This window comes from Halomonas sp. I5-271120 (assembly GCF_030553075.1).
Lineage (GTDB): Bacteria > Pseudomonadota > Gammaproteobacteria > Pseudomonadales > Halomonadaceae > Onishia > Onishia taeanensis_A.
Map to the genome: position 1 here is coordinate 2,110,449 of NZ_CP130701.1, position 17,345 is coordinate 2,127,793.

The window sequence follows — 17,345 nt, forward strand, 5'->3', positions numbered from 1 at the left end:
CTCCTGAGCTGGCCTGAGCCGGCGCGATGACGGAAACGGAGCCGCATTATGACGCGGGGCAGCGCGACTGTCAGGGGCTTGCGGCCTCATCCGGTGTCGTTGTCGTTGTCGTTGCCTTTGTCCCTGTCCCTGTCGTGGGTGCAACGGGCTCGGCAGCCGCGGCGGCCTCGTCGGGCGGTGTCGCCGGCTCCAGCGCTATGTAGTGGCCGCGGTAGGTGAAGACCGTCGATTGCTCGGGAGCATCCTCCTTGTTGCGGATATGCAGCACCACCAGGCCATCGGGGTGGGCACGCCGCCAGGCGGGAATATCCTTGTCGTCGAGCTGTTCGAGAGGCTCGGTGAAGCGTCCGGCGAACTGGAAGGTCGCCTGATAGCTCATGTTGTCCACGCCCACCGGGCCGCGGTTGGCCTGCCATTCGGCGATCAGGCGTGCGGGCGGGGCCACATCGTAGGCCGACCACAGCGGCGCGAGCATCACATGCACGGTGGCCACGAAGGCCAGGCCGTTGATCAGCACCAGGCCGCGCAGCGCCGCCTGGAGCGACGTCCAGCGCCAGGCCAGCGCGCCGGCGGCAATGGCCATCAGCAGAGCGGCGCCCAGCGGGTCGACATCGCCGTTAAGCGGCGGCTTGCCGAACAGCCACAGCCCGAAGCCGACTGCTGCCAACAGGCCCCAGCCCACGCCAAGCCCCCATAGGCGGGTCGGCGCCTTGCTGGCGCGGCCCAGCGCCTGAGCGGCGATCAGGGCAAGCCCCGGCAGCAGCGGCATCAGGTAATGCACCTGCTTGGCGCTGATCAGGGTGAAGATGGCGAAGCCGCCCAGCGCCCACAGCCAGGGCAGGCGCGCCAGGCGCGGGCTGACCGTGGTGGGTGCCGAATCGGTATCAGGCTCGGCATCGGGTGATTGAGAGCCGGACAAGGTGGATGCGGCCCGACGCCGCGGATACAAGCGCTGCCAGAATACGGCGGGAAACAGCAGCAGCGGCAGGCAGTACAGGTACCAGTACCAGGGGCGGGCGTGGTCGAAGGCGTTCACCATGCGATCGGCGGTCTGGCCCCACAGCAGCATCCGTGCAAAGGCTTCACCGCCCTGCCAGGCGGCGGGCAGCGCCCAGCACAGCAGCATCAGGATGCCTACACCAAGCGCCATTGTGCCGCCGCGCCACCAGCCTCCCGGCGTCTTTTCACGCCACAGCGGAGCGCTGAGGAACACGATGCCCCAGGTGAGCAGCGCCACAGGCCCCTTGGTCAGCAGCGCAAGCCCCAGCCACATCCCGGCGGTGAGCCACTGCTTGCGACCGGGCACGCTGCCATCGGCGCTGATCAACGGCACGATGGCGCCCAGGATGCAGGCGGTGAGCAGCACATCGAACATCACCACGCCGCTGTAGGTCACCCACAACAGCATTGCCCCCAGAATCAGGGTGGCGCGCCAGGCGAACTCGGCGGTACCCATGCGCCGCGCCAGGCGATAGAGGTGAAAGTGAGCGAGCAGGGCCGCCAGCGGCATGATCAGCTTGGGCCAGACGCCGTTGACGTCGCTGACTGTCCAGCCGAGATGCATCAGCCAGAACAGCAGTGGCGGCTTGTGGGAATAGGTCTCGCCGTTCATGTGCGGTACCAGGAACTGGCCCTTGTCCCACATTTCCCAGGCCACGCTTAAATAGCGGGTCTCATCGATCGGGATATAGGGCCGGGCGAGGGCGGCCAGCGTCACCAACAGGTAGAGGCCAAGCAGCGTCAGCGCGTTGCCAAGCTGGGGGGATCGTGTCATTAGGGCTCCTTGGCGCTAGGCCTCTCTGTTCGCGATGCAATGCGATATGTAACGCACTCGACATGGGCCGCATGGGTGACGGCGTGGCGTCCTGGATAAGCGGCGAAACACCTTATCGGCCATGACTTAACGCAACCTTAGCGTTTTCCGGACAGCATGCCGAGCGGTGAGGGGGTGACGCCGCAAACGACGATGCCCGCCAAATCCGTCGGCGGGCGTCATGGGGCTGACTCGAGTTCGTGCGTCGCCGGTGTGCGATCAGGCCGGCAGCGGCAGGGCACCCTCGAGGCGCTGGCCGAGGATGGTGCGGAAGCGCTCGGGATCGTGGGGCGTGAGGTCGTGAGCCGGCGGGTCCACGTAGACCACCAGCAGCCGCGAGAGCCAATAGCGCAGTGCGGTCATGCGCAGCATCATCGGCCAGGCATCCCGCTCGTTGCTGGTCAGCGTCCGGCGGGCCTGATAAGCCGAGAGGATGGCGTCGTGGCGCTCCTTGTCCAGGCGCCCGTCGTCGTCGGTGGCCCAGTCGTTGATGACGATCGCCAGATCGAAGAGCAGGTCGCCGGTGCAGCCGTTGTAGAAGTCGATGAGGCCACCCAGCCGCTCGCCGTCGAACAGGGTGTTGTCGCGGAACAGGTCGCCGTGGATGGCGCCCTGGGGCAGGTCGGGCGCATCGCCGAAGAAGACCTGGTAGGCGTCGATCTCATCGCTCATCAGCGTCTGGTCTTCAGGAGAGAGGTAGGCCAATACCCGGTGGTGCATGGGGACCAGCCAGTGCAGGTCGCGGGGGTTGGGGCGCTGTCCCTCAAAGTGGCGCGACACGGCGTGCATGTGGCCGAGGGCATCGCCGAGTGCACTGCACTGCGCGGTGCTCGGCGCGCTGGGGTGCTTGCCGGGCAAACGCGGAAACAGCAGCGCGGGCTTGCCGGCGAGGCTCTGCAAGGCGACCCCATCGCGGTCGTGAAGCGGGCCGGGCACCGGCAGGCGGTGCTCGTCCAGGTAGTCGAGCAGGTCGACGAAGAACGGCAGTTCCTCGTGCTCGCCCTGCTCGAACAGCGTCAGTACCAGCTCACGGGAGTCGGTGGTCACGAAATAGGTGGTGTTCTCGGTACCGCTGGCCACGCCCTTCAGCCCCGTCAGGGAGCCTGCCTCGAAGCGTGTCAGGAAGTCCGCGACCTGCGCGTCGTCAAGCGGGGTGAATACGGCCATGTCTCTCTCGCCCGGAATGCCAAACGGAACATTGTACCGGCTTGCCGGCGCGATGCACGGCCCACGTCATCAGTCCTTCGGCTGGGGCAAGTCCTGTGATTGAAACAGGCTCTTAAGCCAACAGGTTCTGTGCCGAGCGCCGACCTACCACTCGACCAGCACCCAGCTGGGGATCGCGACCTGATCGCCGGATTGGCGGGCGAAGTTGCCATCACCGTCTTCATCGATCAGGAAATAGGACGGCCCCACCTTGGGCGTGATTTTGATCGCATAGAGCTGGCCATTGACCCGGTATTCCTCGATGGTGCGATCTTCCTGCTGGCGGATGGTGACGTCCGGTTCGACATCGGTGGACTGGGCGAGTGCCGGGGCCGCAGCGGCCAGGCTTAAACACAAGCACAGGCTCAACATCAGCGGCAGTCCAGCGCCGGAGACGATCTTGTGGCCGTGTTTGAGAGCAAGGTTAAAAAGGTTCGAACGACGTGACATGGCGGGCATGGAGGGCTCCTCGCGTAAGTCAGTACACGTAGCAGTACGCGCACTGGCAGACTATTAGCGAAACAGTGTTCACGTTTCTATCGCTAGTGTAGGTCAGCTCGCTAGCGCCAGGCGAGCCTGACGTGATGCAGGGAGCTGCGTATCATGGGTGGCAGTGATCTTGCTCAAGGAATCGGTATTTATGGCCACCCCGCCCATCGTCCTCGTCGACGGCTCCTCGTACCTGTACCGCGCCTTCCATGCCCTGCCGCCGCTGACCACCTCCAAGGGCCAGCCGACCGGGGCCGTGAAGGGCGTGCTCAACATGCTCAAGAGCCTGATCAAGCAGTACCCGGACAGCCCGATGGCGGTGGTCTTCGATGCCAAGGGCAAGACCTTCCGCGACGAGATGTTCGAGCAGTACAAGGCGCACCGGCCGCCGATGCCGGATGACCTGCGCAGCCAGGTGCAGCCCCTGCACGACTGCGTGAAGGCGCTGGGTCTGCCGCTATTGTGCATCGAGGGCGTCGAGGCCGATGACGTGATCGGCACCCTGGCGCGCCATGCCACCGAAGCCGGGCGCGACGCGGTGATCTCCACCGGCGACAAGGACATGGCCCAGCTGGTGAATGCCCACATCACCCTGGTCAACACCATGAAGGGCGAGACCCTCGACGTGGGCGGGGTCAACGAGAAGTTCGGCCTGCCGCCGGAGCTGATCATCGACTTCCTGGCGTTGATGGGTGACAAGGTCGACAACATTCCCGGTGTGCCGGGGGTGGGAGAGAAGACGGCGCTTGGTCTTCTGCAGGGCATGCAGGGCGGCCTCGACACCATCTACGGTGATCTGGAGCGCATCAAGACGCTGAGCTTCCGCGGCGCCAAGACGCTCGGTAAAAAGCTCGACGCGCACCGCGACGAGGCCTACCTCTCGCATAAGCTCGCCACCATCAAGACCGACTGCGAGCTGCCGGTGGGACTTGATGATCTCGACATTGCCCACCCGGACCGCGAGGCGCTGACCGAGCTGTACCGGGAGATGGAGTTCAAGGCCTGGCTCTCTGACCTGCTCGAAGGCAAGGACGACGCTGCCGAAGGCAAATCGGCCACCGCCGGTTCGGGCGCGTCTGACGAAAGCCAAGAGGATGACCAAGACGAAGCCGAGTCCGACACTCCCTCGTCGCAGCGCGTGGATCAGGTGATTCTCGAACAGGCCGACTTCGATGCCTGGCTTGAGCGTCTCGAGGCCAGCGAGGCGTTCTGCTTCGATCTCGAGACCACCAGCCTCAACTACATGGAGGCCGAGATCGTCGGCGTCGGCCTGGCGCTGGAAGCCGGCGAGGCCGCCTATATCCCGCTGGCGCACGACTACCTCGATGCCCCCGCCCAGCTCGATCGCAAGGCGGTGCTCAAGGCGCTGACGCCGCTGCTGGAGGATGCCAGCAAGGCCAAGATCGGCCAGAACCTCAAGTACGACATCTCGGTGCTGGCCAGCTACCACATCAAGGTGGCCGGGCCGCTGCACGACACCATGCTCGAATCCTACGTGCTCAACTCCACCGCCACCCGCCATGACATGGACTCGCTGGCGCTGAAATACCTGGGCGAGAAGACGGTGAGCTTCGAAGAGATCGCCGGTAAGGGCGTCAAGCAACTGACCTTCAACCAGATCGCTCTCGAACAGGCCGCCCCCTACGCCTGCGAGGACGTCGATATTACCCTGCGTCTGCACCACGAGCTGCGCCCGCGCCTCGAGCAGGAAGGGCGCGTCGCCGAGGTGCTGGACGCCCTCGAACGCCCGCTGATTCCGGTGCTCTCGCACATCGAGCGTACCGGCGTGGCCCTGGACGCCGAGCGCCTGCACACCCAGAGTCGCGAGCTTGAGACGCGCATCCGCGAGCTCGAGGCCCGCGCCCACGAGCTCGCCGGTCGCGAGTTTAACCTGGGCTCGCCCAAGCAGCTTGCCGAGATCCTCTTCGAGGAGCAGAAGCTGCCGGTCAAGAAGAAGACCCCCAAGGGCGCGCCTTCCACCGCCGAGGCGGTGCTCGAGGAGCTGGCGCTGGACTTCCCGCTGCCCAAGGTGATCATCGAGCATCGCGGGCTTTCCAAGCTCAAGTCGACCTACACCGACAAGCTGCCGCTGCTGGTCAACAAGGCCACCGGCCGGGTGCACACCAGCTACCACCAGGCGGTCACCGCCACAGGTCGGCTGTCATCGAGCGATCCCAACCTGCAGAACATTCCGATCCGCACCGAGGAAGGGCGCAAGATCCGCCAGGCCTTCATTGCCCGGCCAGGCTACAAGATCGTCGCCGCCGACTATTCCCAGATCGAGCTGCGCATCATGGCGCACCTCTCCGAGGATGCAGGCCTGCTCGAGGCCTTCGCCGAGGATCGTGACATTCACGCCGCTACTGCCGCCGAGGTGTTCGGCGTCGAGCTCGACAAGGTCTCCACCGAGCAGCGGCGCAGCGCCAAGGCGATCAACTTCGGGCTGATCTACGGCATGAGCGCCTGGGGGCTCGGCAAGCAGCTCAACATCGAGCGCAACCAGGCGCAGACCTACATCGACCGCTACTTCGACCGCTACCCCGGCGTTGCCCGCTACATGGAGGGCATTCGCGCCCAGGCTGCAGAAGACGGCTTCGTCGAGACCGTGGCTGGCCGCCGGCTCTACCTGCCCGAGATCAAGGCGCAGAACCAGGGACGCCGCCAGGCCGCCGAGCGCACCGCCATCAACGCGCCCATGCAGGGCACCGCCGCCGACATCATCAAGCGCGCCATGATCGACGTGCACGCCTGGCTGATGGAGGGCGAAATGGATGCCTGGATGGTCATGCAGGTGCACGACGAACTGGTCTTCGAGGTGAAAGACGAGCAGGTCGATGACTTCATCGATGCCGTGAAGGCGCGCATGCGTGACGCCGCCGACTTGAGGGTGCCGCTAATCGTCGAGGCCGAAAGCGGCATCAACTGGGATGAAGCCCACTGAGTCGATAGCAAGTATCAGCCCACAAGCATCAGCCCGGCCAAGGCCGGGCTGATTTGGGCAAGGGGGAAGCTTTGGCTGGATAAGCTGTTCTTGAATGCGCTACATGCTGGCCGCGCGCTCGGCGAGGCATTCATCGGAGGCCACTTCAAATTCCCGGCAAATCAGCGGCCGATTCTCGTAGATTGAGCACATCAGGGTGTCGCGATCCAGCGCCGAGCACCAGCCATCGTCCAGGCGACGCATCGTCTCCCCGCCCCACTCGTCCACTTCGATGTGGCGTTCCGGCACGCCGGTGTCGGTCAAGATGACCACCTCCAGCCGGCAGCAGCAGGCCTGACAGTTCGAGCAGGCGACCTCGGAGACCGGCAGATTTTTCGCTTCGATGGGCGTCATGGAGATCCGATGTGGGGGGAATCTTCAGCCATTATACGCTATATTTTCGACTTTTTTATTGCGTGTTCGATGCAGCAAGGGACTAAGGCGTTAACGCCATCTTGCAGGATGCCAGTGCAGTAGCAGCTCTCGGCTAGAAGTGACATTCGGGAGCCGCGAAGCGGTGGAAGGGCAGTATGCCACCAGTGTTTTTTTAGGTATTTGCTAGATGGAAAAAGCTACGATATTTTTTTATTGGTGTTAACGATGACGTGATCAAGTTATTTCCCCGTATAAATTCAGGTTATCATTTTCGCTCCAGTCAGAAAATATAATGCTGGTTTTTATATAGGTGTTCATGAAGATAACATGTGTTTTTTAATGTTAATTTTTTCTGAAAAGAACTGGCGCCTAACATTTTGTATAGCCGGAAGATGATTTCCAGGAGTCGGGGAGCTGTGGGCGTGGCTCCGGGACCCTTTAATCGGCAATGTCAGGTTTCGCGACGTCAAATGAAGAGAAGGGGATGTCCATGGCTTCGCTCTTTCCGTCGCCGAATCCGAGATTCTTCGAGTTTTCAGCATCCTCGGAATTTAACTCGTAGATCAGCCTTATAATTTTCGCCTCTTCCTCTGGTGACAAGCTGATTCCCCGGTCCAAGAAATTTCTCCGGGTCTTGGCAATCACAGCTTCCATCCGCTCGACGTCCAGTGAGGGCTTGACGGATACGGACTTTGGTTGTTTTTCAGGCAGCTCTTGGCCAGTAGCCAACCATTCCAGGCTGACGCCCGTCTCGACGGCTAGAATGAGCGCTTTGTCCAGGCCGGGTAGCGAACCGGTGAGGTATTTTCTGATCAGGCTGTCACTCATCCCGCAGGACTTGGCGATGGAATGAATGGAGCGGTTGCCAATCGCTTGCTTGAGGCGCTTCGAAAACCCTCTCTCAAGTTCCAATATCATGCCTGAGTGTGAGCCCTCGGGTGCCGATTTTTCTCTAATGTCTTTTTTCATACTGAACGTTCTGCAATGGGGTAGCCCTTCAAGAGCAGGTTTCTTCAGGATCGCCTAATCATTGGTGGATGACGCCGCGATGTTGAAGGCCTTTCTCTCAGGTGTTATTTTTATCACTAAAGAGGTGGTTTTTAACTCTATAGTTTCTAGGCTGGTCGAAAGTATAAATCATACCATGAAATGCTAGGGGGCCGTGCGAAAGACCTGTATCAGGGGGCTTAACTTATGTAGTGCAATTTGATGGTAGCAATTAGAGTGACTTTCAACGCGGGAGAAAGACATGCCCCCCTTAACTGATGGCCGCATTCGCACTGGCGTTCGAGGTTTCGATGAAATTCTCCGGGGAGGGGTGATCCCCCAGCGCACCTACCTGATCCGAGGTGGTCCTGGCTCGGGCAAAACCACTCTCGGCCTCCACTTCCTGATCAATGACTCCCAGTCGGGCAGCCTGTTCGTCAGTCTTGGCGAATCTGAGCAGCAGCTGCGCGAAAACGCGAAGCGCAGTGGTTTGTCGATGGACGGCGTGGATGTGCTGGACCTTTCGCCAGGACAAGAGGAGTCCGGCGACACGTATACCCTGCTGGAGAGCTGGGACGTGGAAGGCAATAGTATCCACGACAGCATTCTAAGCTACGTTCAGGAGCACCAGCCAAAACGCATTCTGATCGACTCTCTAAGTCAGATGCGCTATCTCTCGGCCGATACTTTCCTGTTTCGCAAGCAGGTTATGTCACTGTTGCGAAAGCTTACGGCTGAGGGGGCGACGATAATGTTCACCTCGGAACAAGAGCCAGGCGACAATGATGACACTCTTGCTTTTCTTAGCGACGGTGTCATTACTCTGGAACAAACCGAAAGCGAGCGTCAGTGCCGGGTTACCAAGTTGCGTGGCTCTTCGTTTGCCAATGGCGCGCACTATTTTAGCCTGGGTGACGGGGGCATAACGCTGTATCCGCGCCTGGAGCCCAGCCATCATGGCCGGCAGGTAGAACATACTCCTCTTGGATCTGGGCTGCCGGAATTTGATGCCCTCACCCACGGCGGGATTGAGCGGGGAACAGTAACTCTGTTGTCAGGGCCTACCGGGGTGGGCAAGACCACTCTCGGTGCCCAGTTGATGAGTGAAGCCGCCAAGCGCCACGAGCGCTCGGTGATCTACTCCTTTGACGAAGGCGCTTCGACATTTTTTGCTCGATGCCGGCAAGTTGGTCTGCCTGTGCAAGAAATGATCGCCGCTGGCCACCTGAACTTTGAAACAGTCGAACCACTGCATTACAACCCGGACGAATTTGCCGCCCGTGCACGTGTCGAGATTGAAGAGTTCGGCACGACCATGGTGATGATCGACAGCCTTTCCGGCTATCAACAGTCGGTGCGGGGTGACGAACTGCAGCAGCGTGTCCATGCCCTATGTCGCTACCTCGTCAACATGGGGGTGACCGTACTTCTGATCAACGAGGTCTTTGCGATTACCGGCCAGCAGGCTCGGGTGACGGAGTACGGACTCAGCTATCTCGCAGACAATATCATCATGCTCCGTTACATCGAGCTTGATAGCGAACTACGCAAATCGATTGGTGTATTGAAGAAACGCGCTGGCGGTTTCGAAAGAACTCTGCGCGAATTCGAAATTGCCCCTGAAGGACTGAGAGTCGGCCAGCCGTTTCATGGGCTGCGGGGCATTCTGGGCGGCGTGCCGGAAGTGATGACCAACACCCAGGATGCCACGTGACTGCACCTAATAGCTCTCATCAAGAGTCCCCGCGAATCGCCGTAGCCCTGGCAAATCCGTCAAATGGAGAATTGCTCGAACGGCTGCTGGGCCAGGCATTCCATCTGAAACACGGCTTCTTCGGAGGCCATGAATCTCTTGCTCAAGAGGTAGATCTAGTGGTGATTGATGTCGCATGCTTGCGGCAACATTACAAGCTGATCCGTGACCTTCGCCGTCGTGCCAATCCTATGGTGCTGCCGGTATTGCTGGTGGTCGAGAGCCGGGGAGCCCCCCACCCTCAAGTTGCCGACGAACTGGGCAAGAGTGTCGATGACATTTTGCGTATTCCTACTAGCCAAGTGGAGTTGCAAGCCCGAATCAACAACCTGCTGCGCCTGAGGACTCTGGCGAGAGAACAGGACGACGCTAGACGACAATTAGTCGGTGTGGTCAGCGCCCTGCGGACCCTGAGTGCCTGCGACAGTATCGTGGTGCGCTCAGAATCCGAAAGTGAGCTAATCAGGTCCCTATGCCAAACCATTGTTGATGAGGATGGTTACAACCTGGCGTGGATTGGTTTCAATGGCGAGCAGAGCGATTCTGCATTTGAAATCTGTGCCTGGGCCGGCCCTTCTCGAGCTTTCGTCCCAGACTTAAGGCAGAACCTGAGCAAGCCATCACCATGCGCTGACACTATCTCTTGGTGCATTCGCACCAACACAACTCATGTTGTCAATGATATTGCCGATATGCTCCCCTTTTCCCCCCTGAGCGAACGCGCAATAACGCACCAGCTTGCTGCAGCCATCATGCTGCCGTTGAAGACTGAATCTGGCCCGTCGGGTTGCCTCACCATCTACTCCAATCGAACGGACCACTTTGACCACAAAGAATGCCAGTTGCTGGAGCGTCTCGCCGCCAATCTCGTGTTCGGATTGGATTCATTGCGCACTCATAGTGTCCGCGAACAGCAGGCTGCCGAAATCCACTATCTTGCCTATACCGATGCGTTAACCGGACTCCCCAACCGTCGCCATCTGATCCATTATCTGGATGACATTTTATCGACTCCTGAAACAGGAGCGACCGAATACGCCATTCTGTTCATCGATCTTGATGGCTTCAAGCCAATCAATGACGCCTTGGGTCACGAGGTGGGCGATGAGGTCCTGCGACAACTTGCCCAGCGCTTACAAGCTTCGGTGCGCGATTCCGACCTGGTGGTCCGCCAAGGTGGTGACGAGTTCCTTGTGGTAATTAGCGGTGCGGTACGCAATGGCCCCCAACAGGATTTCGTGAAGATTGTCGATATCGCTCATCGTCTAGCCAACAGGATTATCGCCCACTTGGGCGAACCGCTGACGGTGGGTGGCTACACTCATCATCTGAACGCTAGCGTGGGCATCACCCTGATTCCGGAGCATGGCCGTGATCCCACCCTTCTGATCGAGAATGCTGACAAGGCAATGTATGAAGCGAAGCGCCAGGGAGGTGGGCAAAGCTATTTGTTTTCAAAGGATATCGCGGACAGTCATCAGCAACGCTTCTCTTTGGAAACAAGGCTGCGCCAGGCAATGGAGCAGCAGCAATTCGAGCTCTATTACCAGCCGATATTCGAGCTCAGCTCCTGCCGAATTGTTGCGGCCGAAGCACTGATCCGCTGGCCCCAGGACGATGGTGAGGTCCTGTCGCCAGGCACGTTCATGCCACTGGTAGAAAAAATAGGGTTGATCAACCCCATCGGCGACTGGGTACTGGAAACGGCTGCCCGCCAGCTGCGCGCTTGGCATAATCAGGGGTTAGAACTGAGCATGGCGGTCAATCTCAGCATCAATCAGCTCTACCCGAACGGAGATGCCGAACACTTCGCCGGCTTGGTTAAACCTTATGTCGACCCATCCTGGATACACTTGGAGGTCACAGAGAATGCCCTGATGGAAGATCCGGCAAAGACCGAAGCATTGCTAAAAGCGCTGAACGACCAAGGGTTTCAGCTTGCCATTGACGACTTTGGTACCGGCTATTCTTCACTGAGTCGGTTACAGCACCTCTCTCTCCAGTCCCTGAAGATTGATCGCAGTTTCGTCAACGAGCTGGATCGGCCGGATAGCAAGGGCGAAGCCTTGGTCGCCATCATTCACCAGATGGCGAGTAGCCTTAATCTTCACACCATCGCTGAGGGCATCGAAACTGAACACCAACGTCAGCTGTTGCTCGACATGTCCACGGGAAAGGCTTGGGGGCAGGGGTACTGGTTCAGTCCTCCCATTCCAGCGCACGAATTCGAGCGATTGGCAAAGGCCAGGGCTCGATTGTCGTCCAGGGATGAGATGGTCCCCTTTTGATATTCGGCTGACCGCCTGATCAATGGCTATTCACTGCCTTGGTTATTGTGCAATTTATATCCGCGTTGCCATGCCCAGAAAGTTTTAATACTTCGGTAAGGTTTTCGTTTAATGCAGCGTGTCATCCGTACCCCCAATCTGCTGGTTTTGGGGGCGGATGTATATCTTGACAGGATGGCACCAATCATTGTGCATGCATAACGTGGATGAAGGAGCATGCAGCATTTTCCAAGACGATATTTCCGGGCCTAAACAAGCTCGTTGTCATATGCTCCAACTCTAATGCTGTATCTGAACTGTGCCTAATCACGTGGGCGGAGAAACAGAACTTTCCTTTTTCCTCTTTAGACTGGTAGATAGAGCTAGTGACGATACCTAGGCCGACGTCGAGCCCCGGCTGGACGGCTAGGCCACTGTGGGTGATAACGGGGCGAGGGATATCAATCAACGACGAGGATCATGAAAGGGGGCAGTGATGGAAGCAGGACAAGATACTGAGGTGCTGGCCTTCGATGTCTTCGGCACGGTGGTCGACTGGTATGGCTCCATCGCCCGCGAGGTCGATGCGCTGGGGCTGGGTGTCGATGGCGGCGAGTTTGCGCTGGCCTGGCGGGCAGGCTATAAGCCGGCGATGCAGCGGGTGCAGTCCGGCGAGCTTGGTTGGACGCGTCTCGATGACCTGCATCGTGGCATTCTCGATGAGCTGCTTGAGCGCTTCGCCATTACCTCACTTTCCGAAGCCGACAAGCGCCACCTCAACCGGGTATGGCACCGGCTCGACCCCTGGCCCGATGCGGTGGAAGGGCTTACGCGCCTAAAACGCCGCTTCACGCTCTGTACGCTCTCCAACGGCAACCTGGGTCTGCTCACCAACATGGCCAAGCGTGCCGGGCTTCCCTGGGACTGCATCTTATCTGCCGAGGTGTTCCGCCAGTACAAGCCGCATCCCGCTACCTATCTTGGCGTTGGCGAGGTGTTCGATGTGCCGCCTGCGGCGGTGATGATGGTGGCAGCCCATCAAGAGGATCTCGACAGTGCACGTCGCCACGGGCTGCGGGCGGCCTACGTGGAGCGCCCACATGAGTTCGGGGTGGCAACCTCCAAGGATGCACCTGGTGCGCTCGATAACGACTTGCATACCACGTCGTTGATCGACCTGGCGGAGCGGCTCGGCTGCTGAACCTGCGAGATAGTCGACTAATTTATTAGCAATGGCAGGATTATCGAGAAAAAACTTGTCGTCTTTTCGGCTATAGCTACTATGGGAACAGTGCTATAAATCAGCTGTTTTCTTTACCGCCAGTTCATTTTGGTGGTCTGGCATTGAAAATGAAGGATGCGAGGTCTGTCCTGCGCTCTAAGCAGGCGAGATCGTCGTGATCATGGTGTCGTGTGATTGGGGGTAATCACAGTAGTTATGATGGTTACAGCCTGCCCTAGTGGTCTTTTTAGGGGGTAGGGTATGCTGCAGTAGGGATTTTTAATGCTTTCACTGCTCGCCCCGGAGAATTCACGCGCGTGGTGCTGAATCCATGTAGATAAGGTCAGATAAGACGAGGGACGCATGGAGCGTGTTTTGCTAGGGGCGGGGCCTCATGAAAGTTATATCATCATGTGCTCATGTGGTGCGATCGAGGTCACACGGGAGCCGCGTGAGTGGCGTCGGTTCACGCCTTACCACCATTCGGTGCGCTGTTATTGTGAAGAGTGCGGCGAAATCAATAGCATGGAGATTCTTGAGGAGAATTTCGATGGATCAGGTGCCCAGGCAGTGCTTCAGGCTATGGATGCTGCATCCGGCTCGACAATGCCCCCTGCTGCGCTCGTCACTCGCGACAATGTGATCGTGGCATTCCCTGGTGCTGGTCGCGATGCGGATATGCCCAAGTGAATCATTTAGTCGAGACGAAGCTCGTCGCAGGTTGCGGGAAAGCTCGATTCTGACCTAGGTCACCTGGCGAAAACGAGACAGACACAAGAAGGCCCGTGGCACTGCCACGGGCCTTCTTGTGTCTGTGACCTGTCGACATCGTCACCTTTGCGCCACGCCGAGCAGGCATTCGACTTGGTGTGGTGGGTTATCTTGTTAGCCTGAAAACTATATACTCGCTATTTTTAGCGTTGGGCGTACGTCCCCGCTCGCCCCACACGGGGAATGCGGTTCCACCCGGCCCCTTCGGTGTTTTTCTATCTCTGCGGCCTGCGCGATGCCGGCCGTTTTTCATCTGCTAACACCGCTAAAACCGCGTCATGCGAGGCGCCGGGAAGTGCTTCCAGGGGTGCTAGAGCGCCCAGGTTGGGCCTGCCTAACGATGACAGCAGGCAGCTCGATCGCCATGAAGACGGCGATCACGGCATTCGGCGCGTCATTTATCACGTCATTACTCACGTTATTGATTACTCATGTCATTGATTACCCACAGGGGGAGCGTCGCTTGTTCGAACAAGACACTGACATTCGCGCGCCGTGGCGGTGCCATGGCGGGGCACCATGAGCCAGGTAGACCTGCTGTTCGAGCGCTATGGTCCCCGCTACAAGCTGTGGGTGACCCTCACCGTGATGCTCGGTCTGGTGGCGCTGGGGATGTCGATTACCATCGTCAACGTGGCGATTCCCTACATCAAGGGCGCCTTCGGCATGAGCAACTCCCAGGTGCAGTGGCTCTCCACCGGCTTTCTGGCCTCGACCACGGTGTCGCTGTTGATCGCGCCCTGGCTGGTATCCGCGGTTGGTCAGCGCGCCACCTTCATCGGTCTGCTGGTGGTGTTCATGGTTGCCTCGATACTGGGTGGCCTGGGGCAGGGCATGATGGCGCTGATCGGCGCCCGGGTCGTGCAGGGCGCGATGACAGGACTGATCCGGCCGGTGGCCATGCAGGCGCTGTTCGCCGCCTACCCGCCCCAGGAGCGGGGCATGGCCGTGGCGATGTACGGCATGTGCCTTGGGCTACCGCTGACCCTGGCCACCGTCATCGGCGGCTGGCTGGTCGAGAGCTTCACCTGGCGCTATGTGTTTTTCATTACCCTGCCGATCTGTCTTGCGGCGGCGGTGATGGGGTATTTTTTCCTGCCGGCCCGCGAGCAAAAAGGCCCGCGCCCGCCCTTTGACTGGGCCGGCGTGGTGCTGCTGTTCGCTGCGGTGTTCGCGCTGCTGACGGCGTTGTCCAATGGCCAGCGCTGGGGGTGGTACGACCCACGTATTCCCGCACTGGTGCTGCTCTCGCTGACCTGTGCCGGTGTCTTCGTGGTCTGGCAGAAGCGTACCGCTCACCCGCTGCTGGATCTGTCGATATTTGGCTATCGCATCTTCCTGGTCGGCACCCTGGCGATGTTTCTGTTCGGCGGGACCTTCTACGGCATCATGTACTTGCTGCCCCAGTTCGTGCAGTCGGTGCTGCACTACAGCCCGGTGAGCGCCGGTCAGATCTTCCTGCCCTCCACCGCGGTGCTGGGCATCCTGGTGCCGATGGTGGGCTGGCTCAGCGATCGCTACCCGCCGCACTGGATCACCTTACCGGGGCTGGCCTGCACGGTATTTTCGGCCTGGCAGATGGCGCAGATGGACTGGAACACCTCCTTCGCGTATCTGGCCACGGCGATGGCAGTGCTGTCGGTGGGCATGGCGTCCTTTCCGCCGCCGACCCTGTCGAAGGCGATCTCCGGCCTGCCACGACATCTCACCGGCTATGGCTCAGGGGCGATCAACTTTGCCATGCAGCTGGGCGGCGCCATGGGGACCGCGGGCCTGGTGATTCTGCTCGACCGACGCTCCGCGCTGCATGGCCAGCAACTCAACGCTGGCGTTACCGCGGGCAACGACATGGCCCAGCAGCAGATGAGTCAGCTCGTTGAACTGGTGGGTCGCCTGGGCGTGCCCGCCAACCACCAGCAGGCCATGGCCGGCTATTTGACGGGCCGGGTCGAGGCGATCTGGGCCTCAATCCTCGCCTATCAGGACGGCTTCTGGCTGCTGGTCGCCAGTCTGCTGGTGGTCGCGATTCCCTCGATCCTGCTGAGCCGCTGGCAGCGCGCGCCCTACACTTGAGCCTTTTGACCTGGCCGCTTGAAGGACTGTTGAAGTGCTGACTCAAGGACTCATTCAAGGACTCAGCCAAGTCCTCATCCAATGATTTTTTCAATTACCTTTTCAAGGACTTATGCCCATGACGTCGTCGACTTCCACGCCTCGCCGCCTCACCGGCAGGGCCACGTTCAAGCTGGCCGCGCTGGCAGTCGTGGTCGCGCTCTGCCTGGCCTGGGGTGGCATGGCGATCCTGCATCGCCTCAGCCATGTCAGCGTTCAGGATGCTCGGGTGATGGCCAATCAGGTCACCGTCAGCAGCCGACTGTCGGGCTGGGTGACCGATTTCAGCATTATTGAAGGTGACCGCCTCGAGCGGGGCGATGCGGTGGCCAAGCTCTACAGCGAACCCGATGAACAGAAGCTTGCCACCCTGCAGGCCAGCGTCGATGCCATGCAGGCACGACTCGATCACCAGGAAGCGCGGCTGGCGCTGGCCAACCGGCAATTTCAGGGCGGCCTGAACATCGCCAACCAGCAGCTCGAGGCCAGCAAGGCGGCCGAGCAAGCCGCTCAGGCGCGACTGGAGCAGGCCCGAAGCGACTACACGCGCTCGGACGAACTGCTCAAGCAGCATTCGGTGTCGCAGCAGCAGCGTGATCGCGACTACTACACCCTTGAGGCTGCCCAGGCGGAAGCCCACCAGGCCAGCCAGGAAGTCGCGGTCAATAAGGCCCAGGCCGACAATGCCCACCTTGGCTTTCTCAATGGCGTGCAGGCGCCGCTGCCCAACCCCGAAGTGCTGCGTTTCCAGCGCCAGGTGGCACGAAAGGAGCTGGCGCAGGCCAAGGCCAAGCTGAACCAGGAAACGCTGCGGATCGCCGATCTGCAGGTGCCCAGCCCGATCGCCGGTGTGGTCAACAAGACGCTCATCGATCAGGGCGAGTATGTCGGCGCCGGCCAGCCGATCCTGATGATGCATGATCCGGATAAGCTGTGGGTGGAAGCCCGAATCAAGGAGACCGACATCAGCGAGCTGCGCATCGACCAGCCGGTCGCGATTGCGGTAGATGCCTTCCCGGACGAGACGTTCTCGGGCCATATCACCAACATCGGGCGCGCGGCCACCAGCCAGTTCGCCCTGCTGCCGGACCCCAACCCCTCGGGCAATTTCACCAAGATCACTCAGCGCTTGCCGGTGCGTATTGCCTTCGACGAGGGGCCCACCGACCTGATCGGGCCGGGCATGATGGTGAACGTAGATATCGACGTGAGCGGCGCCGGCCCGCGTCACGGCTAAGCGGGGCCTTCAGCGGCCCGGGTTTGATGGGTGAGAGTGAGTCATGAGTGTGAGACGTGAGCTTGAGACGAGCGCTGGATACGGACGCCATGCGAGTGCCGTAGAGAGATGGCTTCATCGAAACGCTTCACCT

12 protein-coding genes are annotated in these 17,345 nt (G+C 60.1%); 7 read left to right on the forward strand and 5 right to left on the reverse strand.

The window, feature by feature from the left end:
* Positions 1 to 70 precede the first annotated feature (70 nt).
* The 3 genes from Q2K57_RS09485 to Q2K57_RS09495 form a co-directional block, all read right to left on the reverse strand.
* Positions 71 to 1,774, reverse strand: coding sequence for a glycosyltransferase family 39 protein (locus tag Q2K57_RS09485; RefSeq protein WP_304524935.1), 1,704 nt, complete (start codon positions 1,772 to 1,774; stop codon positions 71 to 73).
* A gap of 258 nt (positions 1,775 to 2,032) precedes the next feature.
* Positions 2,033 to 2,980, reverse strand: a complete 948-nt coding sequence (locus Q2K57_RS09490; protein ID WP_304524936.1) for a homoserine kinase — start codon at positions 2,978 to 2,980, stop codon at positions 2,033 to 2,035.
* Positions 2,981 to 3,124: 144 nt separating this feature from the next.
* Positions 3,125 to 3,478 carry a DUF2782 domain-containing protein gene (locus Q2K57_RS09495; protein WP_309251223.1) on the reverse strand — a complete coding sequence of 118 codons (354 nt, stop codon included), beginning with the start codon at positions 3,476 to 3,478 and terminating at the stop codon, positions 3,125 to 3,127.
* 181 nt (positions 3,479 to 3,659) lie between these two features.
* Here Q2K57_RS09495 and polA point away from each other — a divergent pair, with 181 nt between their 5' ends.
* On the forward strand, positions 3,660 to 6,449 hold the full coding sequence (gene polA / locus Q2K57_RS09500) for a DNA polymerase I (protein ID WP_304524937.1): 2,790 nt from the start codon (positions 3,660 to 3,662) through the stop codon (positions 6,447 to 6,449).
* A 99-nt stretch (positions 6,450 to 6,548) separates the two neighbouring features.
* On the opposite strand, the gene Q2K57_RS09505 is transcribed toward polA, so the two are convergent.
* Together Q2K57_RS09505 and Q2K57_RS09510 are read right to left on the reverse strand one after the other, a co-directional pair.
* Positions 6,549 to 6,842 (reverse strand): YkgJ family cysteine cluster protein, encoded by a 294-nt coding sequence (locus Q2K57_RS09505; protein WP_304524938.1) that lies wholly within the window; start codon positions 6,840 to 6,842, stop codon positions 6,549 to 6,551.
* Positions 6,843 to 7,301: 459 nt separating this feature from the next.
* Positions 7,302 to 7,832 (reverse strand): helix-turn-helix domain-containing protein, encoded by a 531-nt coding sequence (locus Q2K57_RS09510; protein WP_304524939.1) that lies wholly within the window; start codon positions 7,830 to 7,832, stop codon positions 7,302 to 7,304.
* Positions 7,833 to 8,112: 280 nt separating this feature from the next.
* On the opposite strand from Q2K57_RS09510, the gene Q2K57_RS09515 reads away from it, so the two are divergent.
* The 6 genes from Q2K57_RS09515 to Q2K57_RS09540 all read left to right on the forward strand — a co-directional run bounded on the left by Q2K57_RS09515 (position 8,113) and on the right by Q2K57_RS09540 (position 17,212).
* The gene (locus tag Q2K57_RS09515; RefSeq protein WP_112054999.1) at positions 8,113 to 9,564 is read left to right on the forward strand and encodes an ATPase domain-containing protein; all 1,452 of its coding nucleotides are present in this window, start codon (positions 8,113 to 8,115) and stop codon (positions 9,562 to 9,564) included.
* On the forward strand, positions 9,561 to 11,891 hold the full coding sequence (locus Q2K57_RS09520; RefSeq protein ID WP_304524940.1) for a bifunctional diguanylate cyclase/phosphodiesterase: 2,331 nt from the start codon (positions 9,561 to 9,563) through the stop codon (positions 11,889 to 11,891). The genes Q2K57_RS09515 and Q2K57_RS09520 overlap by 4 nt, the downstream gene beginning before the upstream one ends.
* Positions 11,892 to 12,366: 475 nt before the next feature.
* Positions 12,367 to 13,071: a haloacid dehalogenase type II gene (locus tag Q2K57_RS09525; protein WP_304524941.1), complete on the forward strand. Its 705-nt coding sequence runs from the start codon at positions 12,367 to 12,369 to the stop codon at positions 13,069 to 13,071.
* Positions 13,072 to 13,455: 384 nt separating this feature from the next.
* Entirely contained in the window at positions 13,456 to 13,782 is a 327-nt protein-coding gene (locus Q2K57_RS09530; protein WP_112055003.1) for a hypothetical protein, read from the forward strand.
* Positions 13,783 to 14,382: 600 nt separating this feature from the next.
* Positions 14,383 to 15,936: a DHA2 family efflux MFS transporter permease subunit gene (locus Q2K57_RS09535; protein ID WP_112055004.1), complete on the forward strand. Its 1,554-nt coding sequence runs from the start codon at positions 14,383 to 14,385 to the stop codon at positions 15,934 to 15,936.
* A 118-nt stretch (positions 15,937 to 16,054) separates the two neighbouring features.
* A complete protein-coding gene (locus tag Q2K57_RS09540) occupies positions 16,055 to 17,212 on the forward strand; it encodes an HlyD family secretion protein (RefSeq protein WP_304524942.1) in 1,158 nt (385 codons plus the stop codon).
* The last annotated feature ends 133 nt before the right edge of the window (positions 17,213 to 17,345 follow it).